The following is a 17,532-nucleotide window of genomic DNA, read 5'->3' on the forward strand; positions in this document are numbered from 1 at the left end:
CATGATCGATCTGCGGGCAAGAAGTGCCTGCTGATTGGTCTAATCCTCCAGCAGATAGCCTGTCCGGTGGGCCAGAGGCTTTTGGCCCACCACCTTGGCAATGACCTGATTGGCGGCGACGAGTTTCTTCAGCCTTCGCGTCACCACGAGCCCGTCGGTGCGCGCCCGCACGGTCACGCGCGCGTCGTGACCGAGGGAGGAAGGCATGACGATGTCCGCGATCGGCTGTCCACAAGTGACGCGTTCACCCAGTTCGGCGCGGTAGACGATGACACCGAAAGCGGGCGTGCGAACCACATCGCACGCGTCGAAGCCGGTGATCTCGCAAAGCGCAGCGGGCGGCAGGCCCGCTTCCCCCGCGACATAGCCGCGGCGGCGAAGCACGTTGAGCAAGGCGGAAGCGTCAGCCGACGCCATCTCATCACTGATGTCGATGAAGCCGCGCAGTTCCACCGTCGCGGCGAGGCAGCCGATCGGGATCACCTTATCGGGAAGGGCAGCCGCAAGCCTGATCCAAGGCTCGACGCTTGCTTCGGCGAAGGTTGAGCCGCCCGACGAACCCTGTGAGAAAACCGCCCGGCAACCGAGTTCCCGCGCAAGGTCGGACAATGCGGCCGAGATCTCGGGCCGCACGAACAGATGCATCAGCCCTTCGTCGTCGCAGTGCAGATCCAGCACAAGGTCGGAATCGAAAGCCTCGCGTGCCAAGGCGGTGTAAAGGGAATCGACAGGCTGCCCTGCGCCGCGTTCGTCGAGAATTTCGCGGATCGTGCTGCGGACGAGCACCGTGTTGTCGTCGGCGCTGCTTCCGAGCCGATCGGCAAGTCGGATGGTCAATTCGCCGGCGACATCAGGCCATTTGCGGTTGAAGTTCCGGCCGCTGGCCAGATCGTAACGCCCCAGATGATCGCCATTGACGAACTGCGCCAGGCCGAGCGGGTTGGCGTAGGGAACGACGACGATCTGGCCCCGGATTTCGCCGCGCGCGTCGGCGGCGTCAAGCTGCTCGACCAGATGGTGCAATACCAGCAGCCCTGGCGCTTCGTCGGCATGCAGCGCGGCATGTATATAGGCTTTCGGGCGCGCGTCGGCGGCACCATACCGGATGATGCGCACGCTGTGTTGGGTGCCCGGCGTGCCGTTGGCAAGAGGAACATCGAGGATTTCACGAGACATTGGTGGCTCCGGCGAGCGCACGTTCCGATAGCGGGAAGTGGCAATTGAAGACATGGCGGGGATCTTCCCGGTCGGCTGCCCGGGACGGGAAGACGCTTTTGCAGATGCCCTGCGCATAGCGGCAGCGGGTGTGGAACTCGCAGCCCGTTGGGCGCGTCATCAGGCTCGGCACCTCGCCGCTGAGCTCGACCCTGTCGAGCACGGCGTCCGGGTCGGGTTCCGGATTGGCCGACAGCAGCGCCTCCGTATAGGGGTGGCGCGGCTGCGCGAATATCCGCTCAGTCGAGCCGACCTCGATGAAGCGGCCGAGATACATGATCGCCATGCGATCGGTCATGTGGCGCACGACATTGAGATTATGCGTGATGATGAGAATGGCGATGCCGAGTTCGCCCTGCAAGCGTCCAAGCAGATTGAGGACTTCACCCTGAACGGACACGTCCAGTCCCGCAGTCGGCTCGTCGGCGATGATAAGATCGGGTTGCAATGCAAGGGCCCGCGCCACGCCGACGCGCCGCGCCTGGCCTCCGGAAAGCTGGTGTGGATATCGCCGCCCGAAGTCGGCGGGCAGGCCGACCATGTTGAGCAGGCGTTCCGCTTCGGCGGCGGGGTCGCGGTCGGTAACGTCGTGAATGCGGAAAGGCTCCATCAGCAGCGAGCGTACAGTGAGCCGCGGCGACAGCGATCCAACCGGATCCTGGAACATCATCGCCATGCGCCGAAGATGCGGCTTGCGCTCCGTCGGGGCGAGGCCGTTCAGTACCTGACCATCGAAGCGTATCGTGCCGCTCATCGGCGGCCGGAGGCCCATAATGGCGCGGGCGATGGTGGATTTTCCCGAACCGCTTTCGCCGACGAGGCCGAGCGTTTCGCCCTTGCGGATCTCGAAGGAGACACCGCAGACGGCATCCACGAACGGGTTCTTAACGCCGCTGGCGAGCGCCTTCAGCGGGCCCATGGTGCGGAAGCGTACGCGAAGATCCTCGACGGAAAGGAGGGGGCTCATGCCGGCACCACCAGGGTGTCGTCGAGACGATGGCAGCGTGCGGTGTGCGTTGCGCCGATAGCGCACGGGACGGGACTGTCATCCACGCACCGGGTAAAAACTTGCGGGCAGCGCCGACGGAAGATGCAACCCGCCTGGGTACCGAGGAGGCTCGGCACCTCGCCCGGGATCGTCGGCAACTGGCGAGTGCGTTTCCTGATGCGTCCGGGATCACATTCGAGCAGCGCACGCGTATAGGGATGCCCCGGTTGGCGGAAGATGTCGCGCACGGTGCCGTATTCGACCACCTCGCCCGCATACATGACCGCCACCCGGTCGCAGAGCTCGGCGACGGCGCCGAGGTGGTGAGAGACGAACAGGATCGAGCAGCCGATCTCCTTTTGCAGCTCTTTCAACAGATGGATGATCTGCACCTCCAGCGTCGCGTCGAGCGCTGTGGTCGGTTCGTCCGCGATGAGCAGCGCCGGCTTCACCAGCAGCGCCATGGCGATGCAGATACGCTGGCGCATGCCGCCGGAAAACTCGTGCGGATAGCCGCCGATGCGGCTCTCCGGGTCCGGAATGCCGACCCGATGGAGCATGTGCAGCGCACGCTGGCGCTTGGTCCGGTGCGACCCGCCCTCGTGATGCTGGATATCGATCATCTGGCTTTCGATGCTGCGAACCGGGTTCAATGCCGTCATCGGGTCCTGGAAGATCATCGACATGCGGTTGCCGAGCAAGCCGCGCCGCTCCGCCGGAGCCATGCCGAGCAGGTCGCGCCCCTCGAACAGGATGGCGCCGTTCACCATCTCGGCATTTTCCGCCAGCAGCCCCATCACGGCATAGGCGAGCGTCGATTTGCCCGAACCGCTTTCGCCGACGATGCCGACCACTTCGCCCGCCGGCACATCGATATGGATATCGCGCAGTGCATGGGCGCGACCGCGCGGCGTGCCAAAATCGAGAGACAGACCACGGATCGCCAGGAGCGGGTCGCGGTTTGGAGAATGTCCTGCCTGAGCGCCGGGGTTCATAGGTCTTTCCGAAGCTTGGGGTCGAAAATGTCGCGCAGCGCCTCGCCGAGGAAAGTGAAGCCCAGCGTGGTTATGACGATCGGGATGCCGCCGGCGATCACCAGCCACACCGTTTTGTGGATATAGCCATAGCCGTCACTGAGGATGGTTCCCCAGTCCGGCGTCGGCGGACGGACACCCATGCCTAGGAAGCTCATGCCGGCCTCCAGCGTGATGACCAGCGGAACATCCATGCTGACCAGGATCAGCAGCGGCCCGATCACATTGGGCAGCACGTGCACGGCAAGGATGCGCACGATGCCGGCGCCCATGGCGCGCTCCGCAGTGATGAACTCGCTCTCGCGCAGTGCGTGGGCCTGCGTGCGCACCACGCGCGCATAGATCGGCACAGACGTGATCGCGACGACGAAGATGACGCTGGCAAGGCTCGGCCCGAGCAGCGTCACCACTGCCAACGCGAAGATGATGACCGGAAAGGAGCGGATCGTGTCGAAGACCAGCAGCAGCAGATTGTCCAGCCAGCGTGGACCGAAGGCGGCGATGAGGCCGAGCACAAGCCCTGCGCTGAGCGAGGCGCCCAACGAGACGAAGGCGACGAGCAGCGCGATCCTTCCGCCCATGACGACCCGCGAGAAGACATCGCGTCCCAACTGATCGGTGCCGAGAAGAAAATGCAAAGAGGGCGGCGCCAGCCGGGGCCCGACCATTATCTTGATCGGATCGTAAGGCACGATCCAAGTGGCGAAGACCGCGGTCACCACCATCAGCACGACCAGCACGGCGCCCATCATGCCGAGCGGAGACTTGCGCAATTGCCGCAGGAACATGGCAGCCGCGCCCGGCCCGCTGCGTTCATCGACCGCCTCGCGAATGAGTTGAACTTCGGACACGCTACAAATTCTCACGGATTCTTGGATCGAGCGCCGCGTTGACGAGGTCGGCGAGCGTCGTGGAGATGACGAACAGAACGGTGGTGACGAGGACCGTGCCCATGACGATCGGATAGTTGCGCGAATCCACCGCCTTGACGATCAGAGCACCGATGCCGGGCCGGGCGAAGACCACCTCGACGAAAACGGCCGCCGAGAGCAGGTGCGCCATGCCGACGCCGATGATCGTCACTGTCGGCAGGATCGCGAGCGGCAGCGCGTAGCGCGCCACGATGCGCCGCTCCGAAAGGCCGAAGGAGCGCGCCATGCGAATGTGGTTCTCGCCAAGAATCTCCAGCATGGAGGCGCGCACGATGCGCGAGATGTAGCCCACCCAGCCGATCCCGACGACGAAGGCTGGAAGGATGAGATGGACGAACCCGTCGCGGAAGCCTGAGCCGGCGCCGATGGCCGGCAGCCAGCGCAGGCCGACCGAGAAGATCAACAGCGCATAGATCGCCATGACGAAGGACGGGATGGCGATGGTTCCGACCGCGAATACACCCACGACCTTGTCGATCACGGAGTTGCGGCGCAGCGCCGAATAGCAGCCGAGCGGCACACCGACGATAACGGCCCAGGCGATCGAAACCAGGATCAGTTCGATCGTGTAGGGCAATTGCTCGAAAACGATGGCCGCGACAGGGCGCTGGGTAAAGACATCGGTGCCGAGATTACCATGCAGCAGCCCCCCGAAGAATGAGACGATCTGCACGGGCAGCGGCTTGTCGAGGCCCATTTCCTCGTGCAATTGCGCCTTCAGTTCCGGCGTCGCACGCGGCCCGAGCAGGACCGCGGCGGGATCGCCGGGAACGGCCTGGATCATCAGGAACAGCAGCGTAACGGCAACGACGACGATTGCCGCCGCCAGCACGATACGCTTGCCAAGATATAACCACATGTTCTGACTCAGCCTGTCCCGGCGACCGCGTCAGAGCGGTTCAGCGTTCGATTGAATCGCCGACCCGCTCTAACCCTTTGTTTTTTGCAGTTCCGGATGGAAAACCGGGACGCATTTTTCCTGGAATTTGCCCCTAAGCCGATTTCGGCTCAAAGCCGAGATAGAGCGGCCGCCCGTCTGGGCGGGTCTCGGCCTCGAGTTGCGTCGTCCGGTACATGATCGGCGAGCCTTCATGGGTGAGGAACCGGTAGGAGCCGGAATCTTCCATGATGTCCTGCATCTCATAGTACATCTTGGCCCGTTCCTGCGGGTCTTCGACAGTCACCGCCTTGGCATTGAGTTCGTCGAAGCGCTCGCTGCGGAAGCGCTCCCAGTTCCACACACCGACCTGGTCGCGCACGAAAAAGGTGGTGGCGTAATAGGGGTCCGGCACCATCGAGAAACGCTGCACGATCAGCTGCATGTCCTTCCAGCGTTCGCCTTCCGATTCCATGCCGATGGTCCAGAACGAACCGGAATCCTGAACATTGACCTCGACCATGATGCCGATCTGCGACAGCTGCGCCTGGACCATTTCCGCGATCGTGGAGAAGGTGGTCACGTTGAGCGCGTCGATGGTGAGGCTGAGTTCGGTGATGCCGGCCTTCTCCAGATACTGCTTCGCCTTTTCGAGATCGCCCTCCGGCGGCACCAGCGCTTTTTCCCGGTGTCCCACCAAGCCCGGAGCGATGAGGCCGGTGGCGACCTGGGCCTGGCCTGAATAGGCCGCGTCCATGATCTGCGGCACATTGATGGCCCATTGAATCGCCTTGCGGACATTAACGTCCTTCAGCTTCGGATGGTCCGAGTTCATGCCGATATAGACATAGTAGAGCGAAGGCTTTTCTTCGATCTTGGTGTTTTCGGGCGGGCTGTCCTTCAACGTCGCCAGCGAATCGAGGCTGAAATCGGTGAAGTCGATGTCGCCGGCCTGATAGGCGCGCTCGGCGGTCTTGATATCGCTCATCGGCAGGATATGAATTTCGTCGAAGCCCGGCCTGGGGCCTTTCCATTCGGGATTGCGGGTCAACAGGACGAGCTGGTTCGGCTTCCAGTCCGACAGCACGTAGGGACCTGAATAGCAGGGCGGCTTCATGCCGAAATCGCCGCCGTCGGCAACTGCCCTCGTCACCGCTTTTTTCGAGACGATGTGGCCGCAACCATAGGGAAGAGTGATGTTCCAGAGCGGCACGAACGGCGTCTTGAGCACGATCACGCCCGTATGGTCGTCCTCGATCTCGATGCGGTCAAGCGGGCCCCAGTCGCCCTTGACCGGAGAATTGTGCTGGATGACGCGCTCGAACGAGAACTTCACGTCCTCGGCGGTCATTTCGCCAAATCCGCCAGTGAAGTTGATGCCCTTCTTCAGGCGGAAGCGGATGTGCGTCGGATCGATCTGCTCGACGGATTCGGCGGCTTCGAGTTCCCAGCCCCACTCCGAACCCGGTTTATAGCGCGTAAGCTTGGTGTAGATGCAGTTCATGACGTCGACATTGTACGCGTTCTGGTAGAAGCCAGGATCGAGCTTGTCGATATCGGAATAGGCGCGGGCCTTGAGCACCTTGCCTTCGGCCGCCCATACGGCTTGCGACAAGGGCAGGCCGGACGCGATGATCCCCGCGCCGAGGCCGGCGCCGGCCTGCAGGAAATGCCTGCGATTCAATTTCATTTCATTCACGATTTCGTTCCCCTTTCAACTGAGCGGGTTTCCCGGCGATTGCCGGGATCCCTCCTTTTTGGTACCGCGCCGCCTGATGGGCCGCGAGTTCGGACGGCGCATTCTTCAATTCAGCCGGCAGGCCGGTCAATTTCGCTGCCGACGCAGATGTGAGCGAGATTAGCGTCAGTTCGCGAATGTCACAGCAGGCGACGCTCTATCGCCTCGGTCCATTTCTGTTCGTGGACAAGCTCGTCGCCTTCCCATGCCTCGAGATGCGCCTCGACGTGGAAGTGCGATGGCGTCGCGGTCATGGTCGTTTCGGTCACCGAACGCATGCGCCAATCAGCGCGCGAAAACTCGAACTCCCATTTCGCCTCGGCCCGGGCCGACCCGAAATCGTCGCTGCGGAAGGAATAGCGTTCGCGGCCGAGCGAGGTGATGGTTAGGTCGTTGTCGACGATGCGATAGGTGCCGGCGCCTTCGTCGATCTCAACGACGGTCGAAGCGACTGCCAGATTCTCGGTGATCGTCCAACCCTTTTGCGCCTTTGAGATCGTCTCCACCCGTAAGGGTGGCGCCCCTTCGGGTTCGGCAAAAGGTGCCGGTGCCGGATCTCCGGCGCCTCCGACACGGACCGGAAGTTCAAGGCGGCAATCCGCCGGATGGACGGTGAGCGTGACCGGCTCGGGCGAAGGCCAAGCGATCGGGAAGTAATTTGTCGAGATGGCAAGGCGTATGCGGTGCCCCGCGCTGAAGCGCTGTGCTACGTGCTTGAAGGGGACAGAGGCGCGGTAGCGCCTTGCCGGTTCGAGCGGTTCGGGCCTCTCATGGCTATCGCGATGCGTCAGGTTCAAAAGGCCGTAGCTGACGCGCGTCGTCGCGCCATCGGGGGCGACATCCGAAAGACGGACGGCCACCATGGCGACGGGCCTGTCGCTTTCGAAGACAAGATCGAGCATTGCATCGCCGGCGATCTCAACATCGTGCGCCAGCTCTTGCGTCTCATAGACCAGACTGCCGGCATCGTCGCCGCGCTGGTCAGCCGGCTGGTCGCCGGGCGCGGCATAGGAGCACCATTTGCCGCCGCGCAGGCCAACCGACAAGGGCGAGCGGATCGTCTGCGTTCCGGCCGCATCGTCTGCCCGACGCATGGACAGGCGCCCGTTGCCGGAAAGGAAGAAGGACTGCCGCTCGATGTTCGGCGATGGCCATGCCGGCTCCGTGACCCAGCGTCCGCCCCGCGTCTCGTAGGAAGTTTGCGGCGAGGCGCTATCCTGCATGAACAAGCGCAGCATCGGCTCGTCCATGATGCCGGTGTCACGGCCCTTCAGCCACTGATCCCACCAGCGGACGCATTCCTGCAGAAAGCCGATGGCAGGACCAGGCTTGCCGATATGGGGATAAGTGTGCGCCCATGGCCCGACCAGCCCCTTGCGCGGGCCCTGCAGCTTTTCCATCAGGCGGAAGACCGAGCGGCAATAACCATCGGCCCAACCGCTGACGGCGTAGACCGGGCAGGTGATCGCGCCGAAATCCTCGCAGACCGAACCGTGTTTCCAGAACTTGTCGCGGTGCTGGTGCTCCAGCCAGTTCTTCAGCCATAGCCCGCTTTCCTTTAGCCGGCTGTGCCACAAAGCGCGCCAATTGTCCGGCTTGTTGTGTGGGTCGGGCGGCAGCGTGTTGCGCCCGAACATGATCGCCGCCCAGGAGAGATTGTCGATGAGCAGCGTGCCACCCATGTGGTGGACATCGTCGGCGTAGCGGTCGTCCGTCGAGGCGCAACTGATCACCGCCTTCAGCGCCGGCGGCCGCATGGCGGCGATCTGCAATCCGTTGAAGCCGCCCCAGGAGATGCCGATCATGCCGACGTTGCCGTCGCACCAGGGCTGGGCGGCCAGCCATTGGATGACCGAGCAGCCGTCGTCCAGCTCCTGCTGAAGGTACTCGTCGAGCATCAGCCCTTCGGAATCGCCGGTTCCACGCAGGTCGACGCGCACAACGGCGTAACCGTGGCCGGCCACGTAGGGGTGCATGACGACATCACGCGCGGCGGTCAGATCGTTCTTGCGATAGGGAATGTATTCCAGGATAGCCGGCACCGGCTTTTGTTCGGCACCCTCGGGAAGCCACATGCGCGCCGCAAGCCGGCAGCCGTCCGGCATCGGAATCTCGAAATGGTCGACCGAGCGGATCGGATGGGGGAAGTTGGACACTGTGCGCATGACGAGGCCTCTGTTGGAGAGCGCCACTTTGGGCAAATCGGCGGTGCCGCACAATTTCGCGACCCTTCGCGACTTGACACTGTTCTAGCGTCAGTATGCATTAGGTCATGCAGACCGAACCGCTTCCCCAGAACCTCGCCTTCCTGTGCAGCTATTATCCGTCGATCGCCGCCGTGTGCCGGCGCCTGCAGATCAACCGCCAGCAGTTCAACAAATATCTGAGCGGCCAGACCTGGCCGTCCCGCCGCAACATGCGCAAGATCTGCGATTTCTTCGGCGTGAGCGAAGGCGAGCTTTTGATGGACCAGCAGCGCTTTGCCGAGATCGTCGGCCTGCGCCGCCGCCCGCTCGGCGTCCACGCGCCGTCGGACATGCTGGTGCATATGGAGCAGCTCTATCAGCGTTCCGGCGATCTCGGGCGCTATGTCGGCTACTATTTCCGCTATTTCTACTCGTTCGGCTATGCCGGCAAGATCATCAAATGCCTGGTCGTGATCTATGAAAAGGAAGGCCGCTATTTCTGGAAATGCATGGAACGGCTCGTCCATTTCGGCAAATATGGCGTGAAGACCTCGAAATATTCGGCCGCCCTGCTGCTGCTCGGCGATCGCATATTCGCGCTCGAATCCGAAACCCTGCTCAAGACCAGCATCACCCAAGTGATCCTCTATCCGAGCTACCAGACGAGCGTCGCCTATCTGGTCGGCATCCAGACGGGCATGCCCCTTTTACGGGGGCGGAGACCCGCAGCCTCGGTCGTGCTTCTGGAATATCTCGGCCGCTCCGTCGACCAGCGCAAGGCGCTGCAGGCCTGCGGCCTGTTCGACGAAAATGACCCCGCCATCGATGCCGGCATCCGCGCCATGATCACCAACCGCATCCCCACTGGGACATTCGTGCTCGAGACGGAAGAGGTGTAGACGTTCCTCGCAACGCGACCCGCCATCTGCGGGCCTGTCCAACCCGTTCGGCACGAGGTTGTCACCCATAAACTGCTACCCATGTCTCCGGGCCGTACACAGGTGAGAGATGGTAGCGGGAGAGGGACTTGAACCCCCGACCCCAGGATTATGATTCCCGTGCTCTAACCAACTGAGCTACCCCGCCAGGGCGGCGAAAGGCCCGAAATCCGCCTTAAATCGCAAGGCATTTCGAGGCGTTCGCCAAGGTCGCGCGGATATAAGGTTGGGAGGGTGAGCCTGTCAAGCTTCGAACCGCTCGGCAGGGGCGCTTATTCTCGCTGCCGAAAAGCTTTGCCGCGCCGATAATTGGTTGCAGCCGCCGGGGTTGAGTTCGAAGAGGCACGTCGCTATGTCTCGGCCACGAGTTTTTAGAGTTTGAGAACAGATGAAGCCGCGCATTGCAGTCCTCGGTTGCGGATACTGGGGCTCCAACCACATCCGCACCCTCAAGGCGCTCGGCGCGCTGCACGCGGTCTCCGACGCCAACCGTGCCCGCGCCGAAGGCTTTGCCAGCGAACAGGACTGCCTCGCGATCGAACCGGACCAGTTGTTCGTCCGCAACGACATCGACGCCATCGTCATGGCGCTGCCGCCGCAATTTCATGCCGAGATGGCGGTGCGCGCCACCGAAAGCGGCAAGGACGTGCTGGTGGAGAAGCCGATCGCGTTGACGGTTGCCGATGCCGAGCGCTCGGTGCAGGCGGCGAAGGACAAGGGCCGCGTCTTCATGGTCGGCCACGTCTTGCGTTTCCATCCCGCCTTCGAGACGCTGAAGGCGCTCATCGAAAAGGGCGAGCTCGGCGAGGTCCGCTACATCCATTCGCACCGGCTCGGCCTCGGCAAATTCCACACCGAGAACGATGCGCTATGGGACCTGGCGCCGCATGACCTGTCGATGATCCTGGCCATCACCGGCACCGAACCGATCGAGGTGCGCGGCGAAGGGGCGGCGCTGCTCGACAATCTCAGCGACTTTGCGCATCTGCACATGCGCTTTCCCAACGGTTTGCGCAGCCATCTCTTCGCCTCGCGGCTGAACCCTTACCGCGAACGGCGGCTGACCGTGGTCGGCACCAAGGCGATGGCTGTCTTCGACGATGTCGAACCATGGGAGCGCAAGCTCGCCGTCTATCGCCACGCGGTCTGGCAGGACAGCGGCCAATGGGCGTTCACCACCAATGAGCCCTCCTATGTCGCGGTTGGCCAAGGCATGCCGCTGACGCGCGAACTCGAGCACTTCATCCATTGCATCGAAACGCGGGCCGAACCGCGCACCAGCGGCGAGGAGGCGATCCGGGTGCTGCGCATCCTGACCGCGGGTACGGTCACGCACACCAAATCCAATCCCTGAAGAAGGCCGGGCCGCGTCGCGGCGGAGAGATCGTTGCCTACTCGGCGGGAACCTGCGCCGGTGACGCGGCAAGCCGGCTCAACATCGCCTCGGCCTCGGCGCCGCGCTCGGAGCGTTCGATGAAGCCGCCGCCGAACACGCGGGCCTCGTTGCCGTCGTCGGAATAGAGCACACAAGCCTGTCCAGGCGCGATACCGGACTCGCCATCGGCCAATTCGACCGATGTGACGCCCGCCTCGTGACGCAGCATCGCCGGGCGTGGCGGCCTGGTCGAGCGGACCTTGGCGAACAGTTCCAGCCCGCCCGCGGGCATGTCGGCCAGCGCGCCGTCACCAAGCCAGTTCATGTTGCGCAGGTAGATCTTGTGCGTCTCCAGCGCCTCGCGCGGCCCGACCACGACACGGGCGCGCTCGGCGTCGAGATGGACGACATAGAGCGGCTCGCCGGAGGCCACGCCGATGCCGCGGCGCTGGCCGATGGTGTAGCGCAGAATGCCTTCATGGCGGCCGAGCACCCGGCCGTCGATATGGACGATGTCACCCGGATTGGCGGCCGTCGGCTTCAGCTTGGCAATGATGTCGGAATATTTGCCCTGGGGCACGAAGCAGATGTCCTGGCTGTCCTGCTTGGCGGCTACCGTCAGGCCCATCTCCTCGGCAATGGCGCGAACCTGCGGCTTCGGCAGGCCGCCGAGCGGAAAGCGCAGATAATCGATCTGCGCCTGCGTGGTGGCGAAGAGGAAATAACTCTGGTCGCGATCGGCGTCGACCGGCCTGTAGAGCGCGCGATGGGCGCCATTGGCGCCGGAGCGAATGTAGTGGCCCGTGGCCAGCGCGTCGGCGCCGAGATCCTTGGCGGTGGCCAGCAGATCAGCGAACTTCACCGTCTGGTTGCAGGAAACGCAAGGGATCGGCGTCTCGCCGGCGACATAGCTCTCAGCGAAGGGATCGATGACCGCCTTGCGGAAGCGCTCTTCGTAGTCGAGCACATAATGCGGAATGCCGAGCGTCTCGGAAACGCGGCGGGCGTCATCGATATCCTGCCCGGCACAGCAGGACCCGGCCCGGTGCGTCGCGGCGCCATGATCGTAAAGCTGCAAGGTGACGCCGACGACATCATAACCCTCGCGCTTCAAGAGACCCGCGACGACGGACGAATCGACGCCGCCCGACATGGCGACGACGATACGGGTGTTTTCGGGACGTCCGGGGAGATCGAGGCTGTTCATGGTTCTTTCGTTCTGCGCGGCGCTTGCATGCCAATGACGCGAATATAGGTCAAGCTTGGCGGCTGCGCCAGCTTGCGGGACCGATCGGCGGGCAACTGCCGGCCCGGTGACCGCGCAGATTTTTCGAGCGAATCCGGAACTTCCCGGCAGATATTTCAAATGTTTGCGAAAAGACTAACGCGGCGTTCATGATCATTACCTAGCTGTTAGGGTCTGCTTAGGCAATTTTTAAAGCTGTGGCGGTAACGTGGTGGGGATTGGGTCTTTGAGTTTTTTGTAGAGAGTACGATGACCGATCTGGTTAGACCGCGAGTCAAATATGTTATCGGGCCTGACGGCAGCCCTCTCACAATTGCCGATCTGCCGCCGACGAATACACGTCGCTGGGTTATCCGGCGCAAGGCGGAAGTGGTTGCAGCGGTGCGCGGCGGGCTTTTGAGCCTCGAAGAGGCATGCCAGCGCTACAAGCTGACCACCGAGGAGTTCCTGTCCTGGCAGGCCTCGATCGACGAATACGGCCTCGCCGGGCTGCGCACGACGCGCATCCAGCAATACCGGCACTGACGCTCAACAATCTGCAAAGGGCGCGAAATTCGCGCCCTTTTGGTTTCTTGACAGCATTTGCGCGTTTCAGACCGTCAGCACCACCTTGCCGACCGGCTTGCTGGCGAGGAAAGCGTGCGCGGCGCCGGCCTGTTCGAGCGGGAAGGTCTTTGCCACATGCACGGTAAGCTTTCCCGCATCGATGAGCCTGCCAAGTTCCAGAAGGCCTTCGCGGTCGGGAACAACGGACATGCGTTCGACGCGGATGCTTCGCGCCTTGGCATCCGCCCTGGTCTTGTCGCTGACGTCGAGCAGTGACACCAGCACGCCGCCGTTCCTGAGCACCTTCAACGATTGATGGGCGTGCTCGCCGCCCACCGTCTCGAACACCAGGTCGATGTCCTTCGCCACGTCGGTAAAATCATCCTTGGTGTAGTCGATGACTTCGTCGGCGCCGAGCTTGCGGACGAAATCCAACTTTTCCGTGCTGGCGGTGGCGGCAACCCAGGCACCGCCCGCCTTGGCGACCTGCACCGCCAGATGGCCGACGCCGCCGGCCCGGCGTGAACCAGCACGCGCTGGCCGGCTTTCAGCGCGCCATGACGCACGAGACCTTGCCAGGCGGTGAGGCCCGGCCAGCGGCAATGCGCCTGCCTGGATGTAATCGGCGTGCGCGGGCTTGCGCGCGATTCATCGGCGGGCACGGCGGCCAGTTCAGCATAGGCTGCCGCCTGCTTTGGGAAGCGCGACATGCCGAACACCGCGTCACCTGGATTCAGGCCGCTGACACCAGGCCCCCGCGCCTCGACGGTTCCTGAAAGGTCCCAGCCGAGGATGAAGGGTGGTTCGCTGAGCAGCGGGTAATAGCCGGCGCGCACGGCGCCATCGACCGGATTGATGCCGGCCGCCTTGATGCGAACCAGCACTTCGCCGGCGTTGGGCGAGGGCGCCGGGCGCTGCGCAAAGGCCGGCAGCGCAATGGCGAGCTTGCCCGCAGGCTCGAAGGCGTCACGCCGAAGATGCTGACGCAGACGTTGCGCGTGCTCGAGCGCGACGGCCTGGTGCGGCGCGAGGTGTTTGCGGTCGTCCCGCCTCGGGTCGAATATGAATTGATCGAACTTGGCCAGAATCTGGCGGGATTGCTCAACCAGATCAGATCCTGGTCGGAACAACACGTTCCCGACATCAAGAAGGCCCGGGCGCGGGCTGCGGCCGTGAATGAAGGGGAGTGGGCCGTTTAGCGCTCGCCCAATGCGTTGCGTGCCCGCTTGGACGTGCTCAAAGATGCGGATATCGGGCGGTTCAGCCGATCATCGCGCTACGACCGCCGGTTTCGGCCTCGCGAATCTTGGTGTCGCGCGATTCGAGCATTTCCGCCTTGGAAAGCTCCGCTTCAGCTTCGCCGAGTAATGATTCGGCGGCGCTTCGCTGCTGGGCGAGGTCGCCTTGCGAATTTCTGAGGTTGTCGCGGCGCAAACGGGCCGCCTTGGCGAAGGTCGGATAGGCGAAATGATTGATGTCGGTGATACCGGCCTTCTTTTCCTCGGCGCTGATCTGAAGCTCCAGCTCGGCGGCCATGCGTTCGAATTCGGCGATCATCATGTCGAGCTGCAGCAGCTGCCGCCGCTTCTCATTCACCTGAAACTGTTTCAGCCGAACGAGGTTTTCACGTGACTTCATGATTCGGTACTCCCGGAAACGCACACCTGCACATATCGTCCAAACCACTTGGAAAGGCCCAAGCGCTGCCCGTGTCCACCGGCTTTCCCCGCCCTATGGGAAACAAAACCCTAAAGTTTTTTGCCGACGGTAACCATTCGTTTACGGGCATTGTTAATCATACGGGTCAGGACTTAAGGCCGGGTAAAAATCCAGCTGACGACATGGAAGCGAGGTCGATGAGTCCCTGGAGTCACTTAGTCCAGGTTTTTAATGTGTTGCATTAGCAGTTTGGCCCTGTGATTCATTATTAAATTCAAGAGGGTGTAGAAAGTGGTTAAAAAATCTGGTACCGTCATCGACGTGGAATTAGGTTTTGTTAACCATTCCATGGCAGCCTCTGCACCAGGCAATCACTGCTCCGGTCCCGGACGGGTCGCAAGATGGTCCGGCAGCAGAAAAGGGGAATGAAATGCGTGTTCTGCTGATAGAAGATGACAGTGCAACCGCACAAAGCATCGAGCTGATGCTGAAATCGGAAAGCTTCAATGTCTATACGACCGACCTCGGCGAAGAGGGTGTCGATCTGGGCAAGCTCTACGACTACGACATCATCCTTCTCGACCTCAACCTGCCCGATATGTCCGGCTACGAGGTCTTGAGAACGCTTCGTCTTTCCAAGGTCAAGACGCCGATCCTCATCCTTTCCGGCATGGCCGGCATCGAGGACAAGGTGCGCGGCCTCGGCTTCGGCGCAGACGATTACATGACCAAGCCGTTCCACAAGGACGAGCTGGTGGCGCGCATCCACGCCATCGTGCGCCGTTCGAAGGGACATGCCCAATCGGTCATCACCACCGGCGACCTGGTGGTCAATCTCGATGCCAAGACTGTCGAAGTCGGCGGTCAGCGCGTGCACCTTACCGGCAAGGAATACCAGATGCTGGAGCTGCTCTCCCTGCGCAAGGGCACCACGCTCACCAAGGAAATGTTCCTCAACCACCTCTATGGCGGCATGGACGAGCCGGAACTGAAGATCATCGACGTCTTCATCTGCAAGCTGCGCAAGAAGCTCGATGCCGCGTCCGGCGGCCAGAATTATATCGAGACGGTCTGGGGCCGCGGCTATGTGCTGCGTGAACCGGAAGACATCCGCGTCAGCGCCTGAGCGACGGCCGCCCGATTGAAATTCCAAACAAAAACCCGGCGTCAGCCGGGTTTTTGCGTCATAGACCGGTGGTAACCGCGATCCGACGGATCAGGCAGCGATCTTCAGGGTGCGAAAGCGCTCGAGTAGCTGCGGGCGGTTGAACGGCTTCAACAGATAGCCTTGGGCGCCGGCGCGCTTGGCTCGCATGATCGAGGCGATGTCCAGTTCGACCAGCGAGATCAGGATCTGCGGCTTGGTCGGGCTTTCCATGGCGCGCACGCGCCGGATCAGGTCGACCGCCTGTACATCCGGCAGTGCACCGTCGACGACGATGATATCAGGCATATCGGCGGCGCACATCTCCAGCGCGTCAAGCCCGCTGGAGGCTTCGATGACCATCATATCGGAACCGCCCAGGATGCGCTTCGCAACTTTCCTGATGACGCTAGAATCGTCGACGAACATGCAGCGTTTCATTTCCGGGTCCTCTTTGCCTTGTGGCAATCCGGTCGCGTCGGGTATCTGCGGCACAGCATAGACCGATCTGGTAAAGAAGCCGAAAAGCCATTAGGTAAAATTTTTGCAAAGATGCCGGTTTGCAAGCTTTTTCTTGCAGATGCTTTGGCTCGCGCTGTCAGGCGAAGTCATCTTTCGCCCGCAGGTCCATTCAACCAATATTACAGCGCTGAAATACTTCGCTGCTGGTTTGCGCGAATCTCAAGCCGCCGAAAGCACAATCTCTTCCGCGGTCGCATGGATCGATATCGTCATATTGGCCTCCCGCGCCAGAAGCAGCGTATAGTAAGGCTGCACCGAATGCGCGTCGATCGGTCCTTCCGGCTTGTGGCCGGAATGCAGTTCGAGGAATTTCGGCGGCACCCGCAACATGGGGCCGCTCGCCGAAAGCGCGAAGCGAGGCTCGGTCTCGAGATTCTCCAGCGTCACCGAAAGCTTGCCGCCGCGTGGAATGGCGGCGTTGGCGACCAGGATCAGGTTGAGCAGCAGCTTGACCTTGTTCTTGGGCAACAGTGCACGGGTTCCATTCCAGGTGAGTTCCGGCTTCTCGTTCTTGAGGAAGGCGATAGCGACGGCTTCGGCATCGCCGGTGTCGATCAGCATGCCGGCGGAACCAGCCGCGCCGAAGGCGATGCGGGCGAACTGCAGGCGCGCCGAGGCGTTGCGGGCGCTCTGGCGGATCAGCTTCATGGCGTCCTCGTCGGCGCCGCCTTCATCGAGCAGTTCAAGCCCGTTGTTGATCGCGCCGACAGGCGAGATGATGTCGTGGCAGACCCGGCTGCACAAAAGTGCCGCCAGATCGGGTGCGGAAAGGGTGAAAAGATCGGACATCGGCGAAAATCCCTGCAAAATCCCATAAATCATGGCCGCGCGATCGATCGTCGCCTGCCCACACGAATCACGCTCTCTTCCCAGGCTTCTGAATACACAGCGCCCGTGCGTGCAGCAACAAACCCAAAATCGCCGTTGGGGCCTATGGCGCGTTCACGCAGGCTGCTTGCCTGTATGAACGACCCCAACAGCCTTCGAACCGCCATCTTCATGTGCGAGTTTAATGGTTGAAAAAGGATTACGGCATAGTTTGCCCCTAACAGCCATCCTTAACGGCCGCCTAAAGAGCCGTACGGGTGCGAGGCGTCGGCGAAAGTGCTCCCTGACGGAGATTGGAAGCATG

General features: G+C 62.2%; 17 protein-coding genes, 1 tRNA gene and 1 pseudogene. 5 read left to right on the plus strand and 14 right to left on the minus strand.

What is annotated here, in order from left to right; all coding sequences use genetic code 11:
* Positions 1 to 39: 39 nt before the first annotated feature.
* The 7 genes from LB532_RS19035 to LB532_RS19065 form a co-directional block, all read right to left on the minus strand.
* Positions 40 to 1,176 (minus strand): succinylglutamate desuccinylase/aspartoacylase family protein, encoded by a 1,137-nt coding sequence (locus tag LB532_RS19035; RefSeq protein ID WP_181169366.1) that lies wholly within the window; start codon positions 1,174 to 1,176, stop codon positions 40 to 42.
* Positions 1,166 to 2,182, minus strand: a complete 1,017-nt coding sequence (locus tag LB532_RS19040; protein ID WP_140639793.1) for an ABC transporter ATP-binding protein — start codon at positions 2,180 to 2,182, stop codon at positions 1,166 to 1,168. Before LB532_RS19040 ends, LB532_RS19035 begins: the two co-directional genes overlap by 11 nt.
* Positions 2,179 to 3,198 carry an ABC transporter ATP-binding protein gene (locus tag LB532_RS19045; RefSeq protein ID WP_140639792.1) on the minus strand — a complete coding sequence of 340 codons (1,020 nt, stop codon included), beginning with the start codon at positions 3,196 to 3,198 and terminating at the stop codon, positions 2,179 to 2,181. The genes LB532_RS19040 and LB532_RS19045 overlap by 4 nt, the downstream gene beginning before the upstream one ends.
* The gene (locus LB532_RS19050) at positions 3,195 to 4,088 is read right to left on the minus strand and encodes an ABC transporter permease (RefSeq protein ID WP_224557069.1); all 894 of its coding nucleotides are present in this window, start codon (positions 4,086 to 4,088) and stop codon (positions 3,195 to 3,197) included. Before LB532_RS19050 ends, LB532_RS19045 begins: the two co-directional genes overlap by 4 nt.
* A 1-nt stretch (position 4,089) precedes the next feature.
* The gene (locus tag LB532_RS19055; protein ID WP_140496109.1) at positions 4,090 to 5,028 is read right to left on the minus strand and encodes an ABC transporter permease; all 939 of its coding nucleotides are present in this window, start codon (positions 5,026 to 5,028) and stop codon (positions 4,090 to 4,092) included.
* Between the two features lie 133 nt (positions 5,029 to 5,161).
* Positions 5,162 to 6,736, minus strand: a complete 1,575-nt coding sequence (locus LB532_RS19060; protein ID WP_140639791.1) for an ABC transporter substrate-binding protein — start codon at positions 6,734 to 6,736, stop codon at positions 5,162 to 5,164.
* Between the two features lie 188 nt (positions 6,737 to 6,924).
* On the minus strand, positions 6,925 to 8,949 hold the full coding sequence (locus LB532_RS19065; RefSeq protein WP_140639790.1) for a CocE/NonD family hydrolase: 2,025 nt from the start codon (positions 8,947 to 8,949) through the stop codon (positions 6,925 to 6,927).
* A gap of 107 nt (positions 8,950 to 9,056) precedes the next feature.
* Here LB532_RS19065 and LB532_RS19070 point away from each other — a divergent pair, with 107 nt between their 5' ends.
* Positions 9,057 to 9,869 (plus strand): helix-turn-helix domain-containing protein, encoded by an 813-nt coding sequence (locus LB532_RS19070; RefSeq protein ID WP_140639789.1) that lies wholly within the window; start codon positions 9,057 to 9,059, stop codon positions 9,867 to 9,869.
* 110 nt (positions 9,870 to 9,979) lie between these two features.
* On the opposite strand, the gene LB532_RS19075 is transcribed toward LB532_RS19070, so the two are convergent.
* Positions 9,980 to 10,056 (minus strand) — tRNA-Met (locus LB532_RS19075).
* A 240-nt stretch (positions 10,057 to 10,296) separates the two neighbouring features.
* On the opposite strand from LB532_RS19075, the gene LB532_RS19080 reads away from it, so the two are divergent.
* A complete protein-coding gene (locus LB532_RS19080) occupies positions 10,297 to 11,262 on the plus strand; it encodes a Gfo/Idh/MocA family protein (protein ID WP_140639788.1) in 966 nt (321 codons plus the stop codon).
* Between the two features lie 37 nt (positions 11,263 to 11,299).
* On the opposite strand, the gene mnmA is transcribed toward LB532_RS19080, so the two are convergent.
* Entirely contained in the window at positions 11,300 to 12,490 is a 1,191-nt protein-coding gene (gene mnmA / locus LB532_RS19085; protein ID WP_140496104.1) for a tRNA 2-thiouridine(34) synthase MnmA, read from the minus strand.
* A gap of 288 nt (positions 12,491 to 12,778) precedes the next feature.
* Between mnmA and LB532_RS19090 the strand changes: the two genes are divergently transcribed.
* Positions 12,779 to 13,054, plus strand: a complete 276-nt coding sequence (locus tag LB532_RS19090; protein ID WP_006203587.1) for a DUF1153 domain-containing protein — start codon at positions 12,779 to 12,781, stop codon at positions 13,052 to 13,054.
* Positions 13,055 to 13,120: 66 nt separating this feature from the next.
* On the opposite strand, the gene LB532_RS19095 is transcribed toward LB532_RS19090, so the two are convergent.
* Positions 13,121 to 13,567 (minus strand): zinc-binding dehydrogenase, encoded by a 447-nt coding sequence (locus LB532_RS19095; RefSeq protein WP_246674438.1) that lies wholly within the window; start codon positions 13,565 to 13,567, stop codon positions 13,121 to 13,123.
* Positions 13,568 to 13,845: 278 nt separating this feature from the next.
* Positions 13,846 to 13,959 (minus strand): annotated as a pseudogene (locus tag LB532_RS30205) (alcohol dehydrogenase catalytic domain-containing protein); the annotation flags it as partial.
* Positions 13,960 to 13,989: 30 nt separating this feature from the next.
* On the opposite strand from LB532_RS30205, the gene LB532_RS19105 reads away from it, so the two are divergent.
* A complete protein-coding gene (locus tag LB532_RS19105) occupies positions 13,990 to 14,274 on the plus strand; it encodes a winged helix-turn-helix transcriptional regulator (protein WP_224557105.1) in 285 nt (94 codons plus the stop codon).
* A 61-nt stretch (positions 14,275 to 14,335) separates the two neighbouring features.
* Here the strand turns inward: LB532_RS19105 and LB532_RS19110 are convergent, their stop codons facing one another.
* Positions 14,336 to 14,713, minus strand: coding sequence for a flagellar export protein FliJ (locus LB532_RS19110; RefSeq protein ID WP_140496101.1), 378 nt, complete (start codon positions 14,711 to 14,713; stop codon positions 14,336 to 14,338).
* Positions 14,714 to 15,164: 451 nt separating this feature from the next.
* Here LB532_RS19110 and ctrA point away from each other — a divergent pair, with 451 nt between their 5' ends.
* Positions 15,165 to 15,860, plus strand: a complete 696-nt coding sequence (ctrA, locus tag LB532_RS19115; RefSeq protein ID WP_006203583.1) for a response regulator transcription factor CtrA — start codon at positions 15,165 to 15,167, stop codon at positions 15,858 to 15,860.
* Between the two features lie 90 nt (positions 15,861 to 15,950).
* Here the strand turns inward: ctrA and LB532_RS19120 are convergent, their stop codons facing one another.
* The gene (locus LB532_RS19120; RefSeq protein WP_140639787.1) at positions 15,951 to 16,319 is read right to left on the minus strand and encodes a PleD family two-component system response regulator; all 369 of its coding nucleotides are present in this window, start codon (positions 16,317 to 16,319) and stop codon (positions 15,951 to 15,953) included.
* 240 nt (positions 16,320 to 16,559) lie between these two features.
* A complete protein-coding gene (gene chpT / locus LB532_RS19125; protein ID WP_224557074.1) occupies positions 16,560 to 17,189 on the minus strand; it encodes a histidine phosphotransferase ChpT in 630 nt (209 codons plus the stop codon).
* Positions 17,190 to 17,532 lie beyond the last annotated feature (343 nt).

The organism is Mesorhizobium sp. ESP-6-2 (genome assembly GCF_020164675.1).
Lineage (GTDB): Bacteria > Pseudomonadota > Alphaproteobacteria > Rhizobiales > Rhizobiaceae > Mesorhizobium.

Excerpts from the sequence above, each read along its gene's own strand:
- LB532_RS19090 (WP_006203587.1), top strand. The coding sequence starts at position 12,779 with ATGACCGATCTGGTTAGACCGCGAGTCAAATATGTTATCGGGCCTGAC.
- LB532_RS19055 (WP_140496109.1), bottom strand. The coding sequence starts at position 5,028 with ATGTGGTTATATCTTGGCAAGCGTATCGTGCTGGCGGCGGCAATCGTC.
- chpT (WP_224557074.1), bottom strand. The coding sequence starts at position 17,189 with ATGTCCGATCTTTTCACCCTTTCCGCACCCGATCTGGCGGCACTTTTG.
- mnmA (WP_140496104.1), bottom strand. The coding sequence starts at position 12,490 with ATGAACAGCCTCGATCTCCCCGGACGTCCCGAAAACACCCGTATCGTC.
- ctrA (WP_006203583.1), top strand. The coding sequence starts at position 15,165 with ATGCGTGTTCTGCTGATAGAAGATGACAGTGCAACCGCACAAAGCATC.
- LB532_RS19070 (WP_140639789.1), top strand. The coding sequence starts at position 9,057 with ATGCAGACCGAACCGCTTCCCCAGAACCTCGCCTTCCTGTGCAGCTAT.
- LB532_RS19110 (WP_140496101.1), bottom strand. The coding sequence starts at position 14,713 with ATGAAGTCACGTGAAAACCTCGTTCGGCTGAAACAGTTTCAGGTGAAT.
- LB532_RS19065 (WP_140639790.1), bottom strand. The coding sequence starts at position 8,949 with ATGCGCACAGTGTCCAACTTCCCCCATCCGATCCGCTCGGTCGACCAT.
- LB532_RS19120 (WP_140639787.1), bottom strand. The coding sequence starts at position 16,319 with ATGAAACGCTGCATGTTCGTCGACGATTCTAGCGTCATCAGGAAAGTT.
- LB532_RS19040 (WP_140639793.1), bottom strand. The coding sequence starts at position 2,182 with ATGAGCCCCCTCCTTTCCGTCGAGGATCTTCGCGTACGCTTCCGCACC.
- LB532_RS19035 (WP_181169366.1), bottom strand. The coding sequence starts at position 1,176 with ATGTCTCGTGAAATCCTCGATGTTCCTCTTGCCAACGGCACGCCGGGC.
- LB532_RS19080 (WP_140639788.1), top strand. The coding sequence starts at position 10,297 with ATGAAGCCGCGCATTGCAGTCCTCGGTTGCGGATACTGGGGCTCCAAC.
- LB532_RS19045 (WP_140639792.1), bottom strand. The coding sequence starts at position 3,198 with ATGAACCCCGGCGCTCAGGCAGGACATTCTCCAAACCGCGACCCGCTC.
- LB532_RS19060 (WP_140639791.1), bottom strand. The coding sequence starts at position 6,736 with ATGAAATTGAATCGCAGGCATTTCCTGCAGGCCGGCGCCGGCCTCGGC.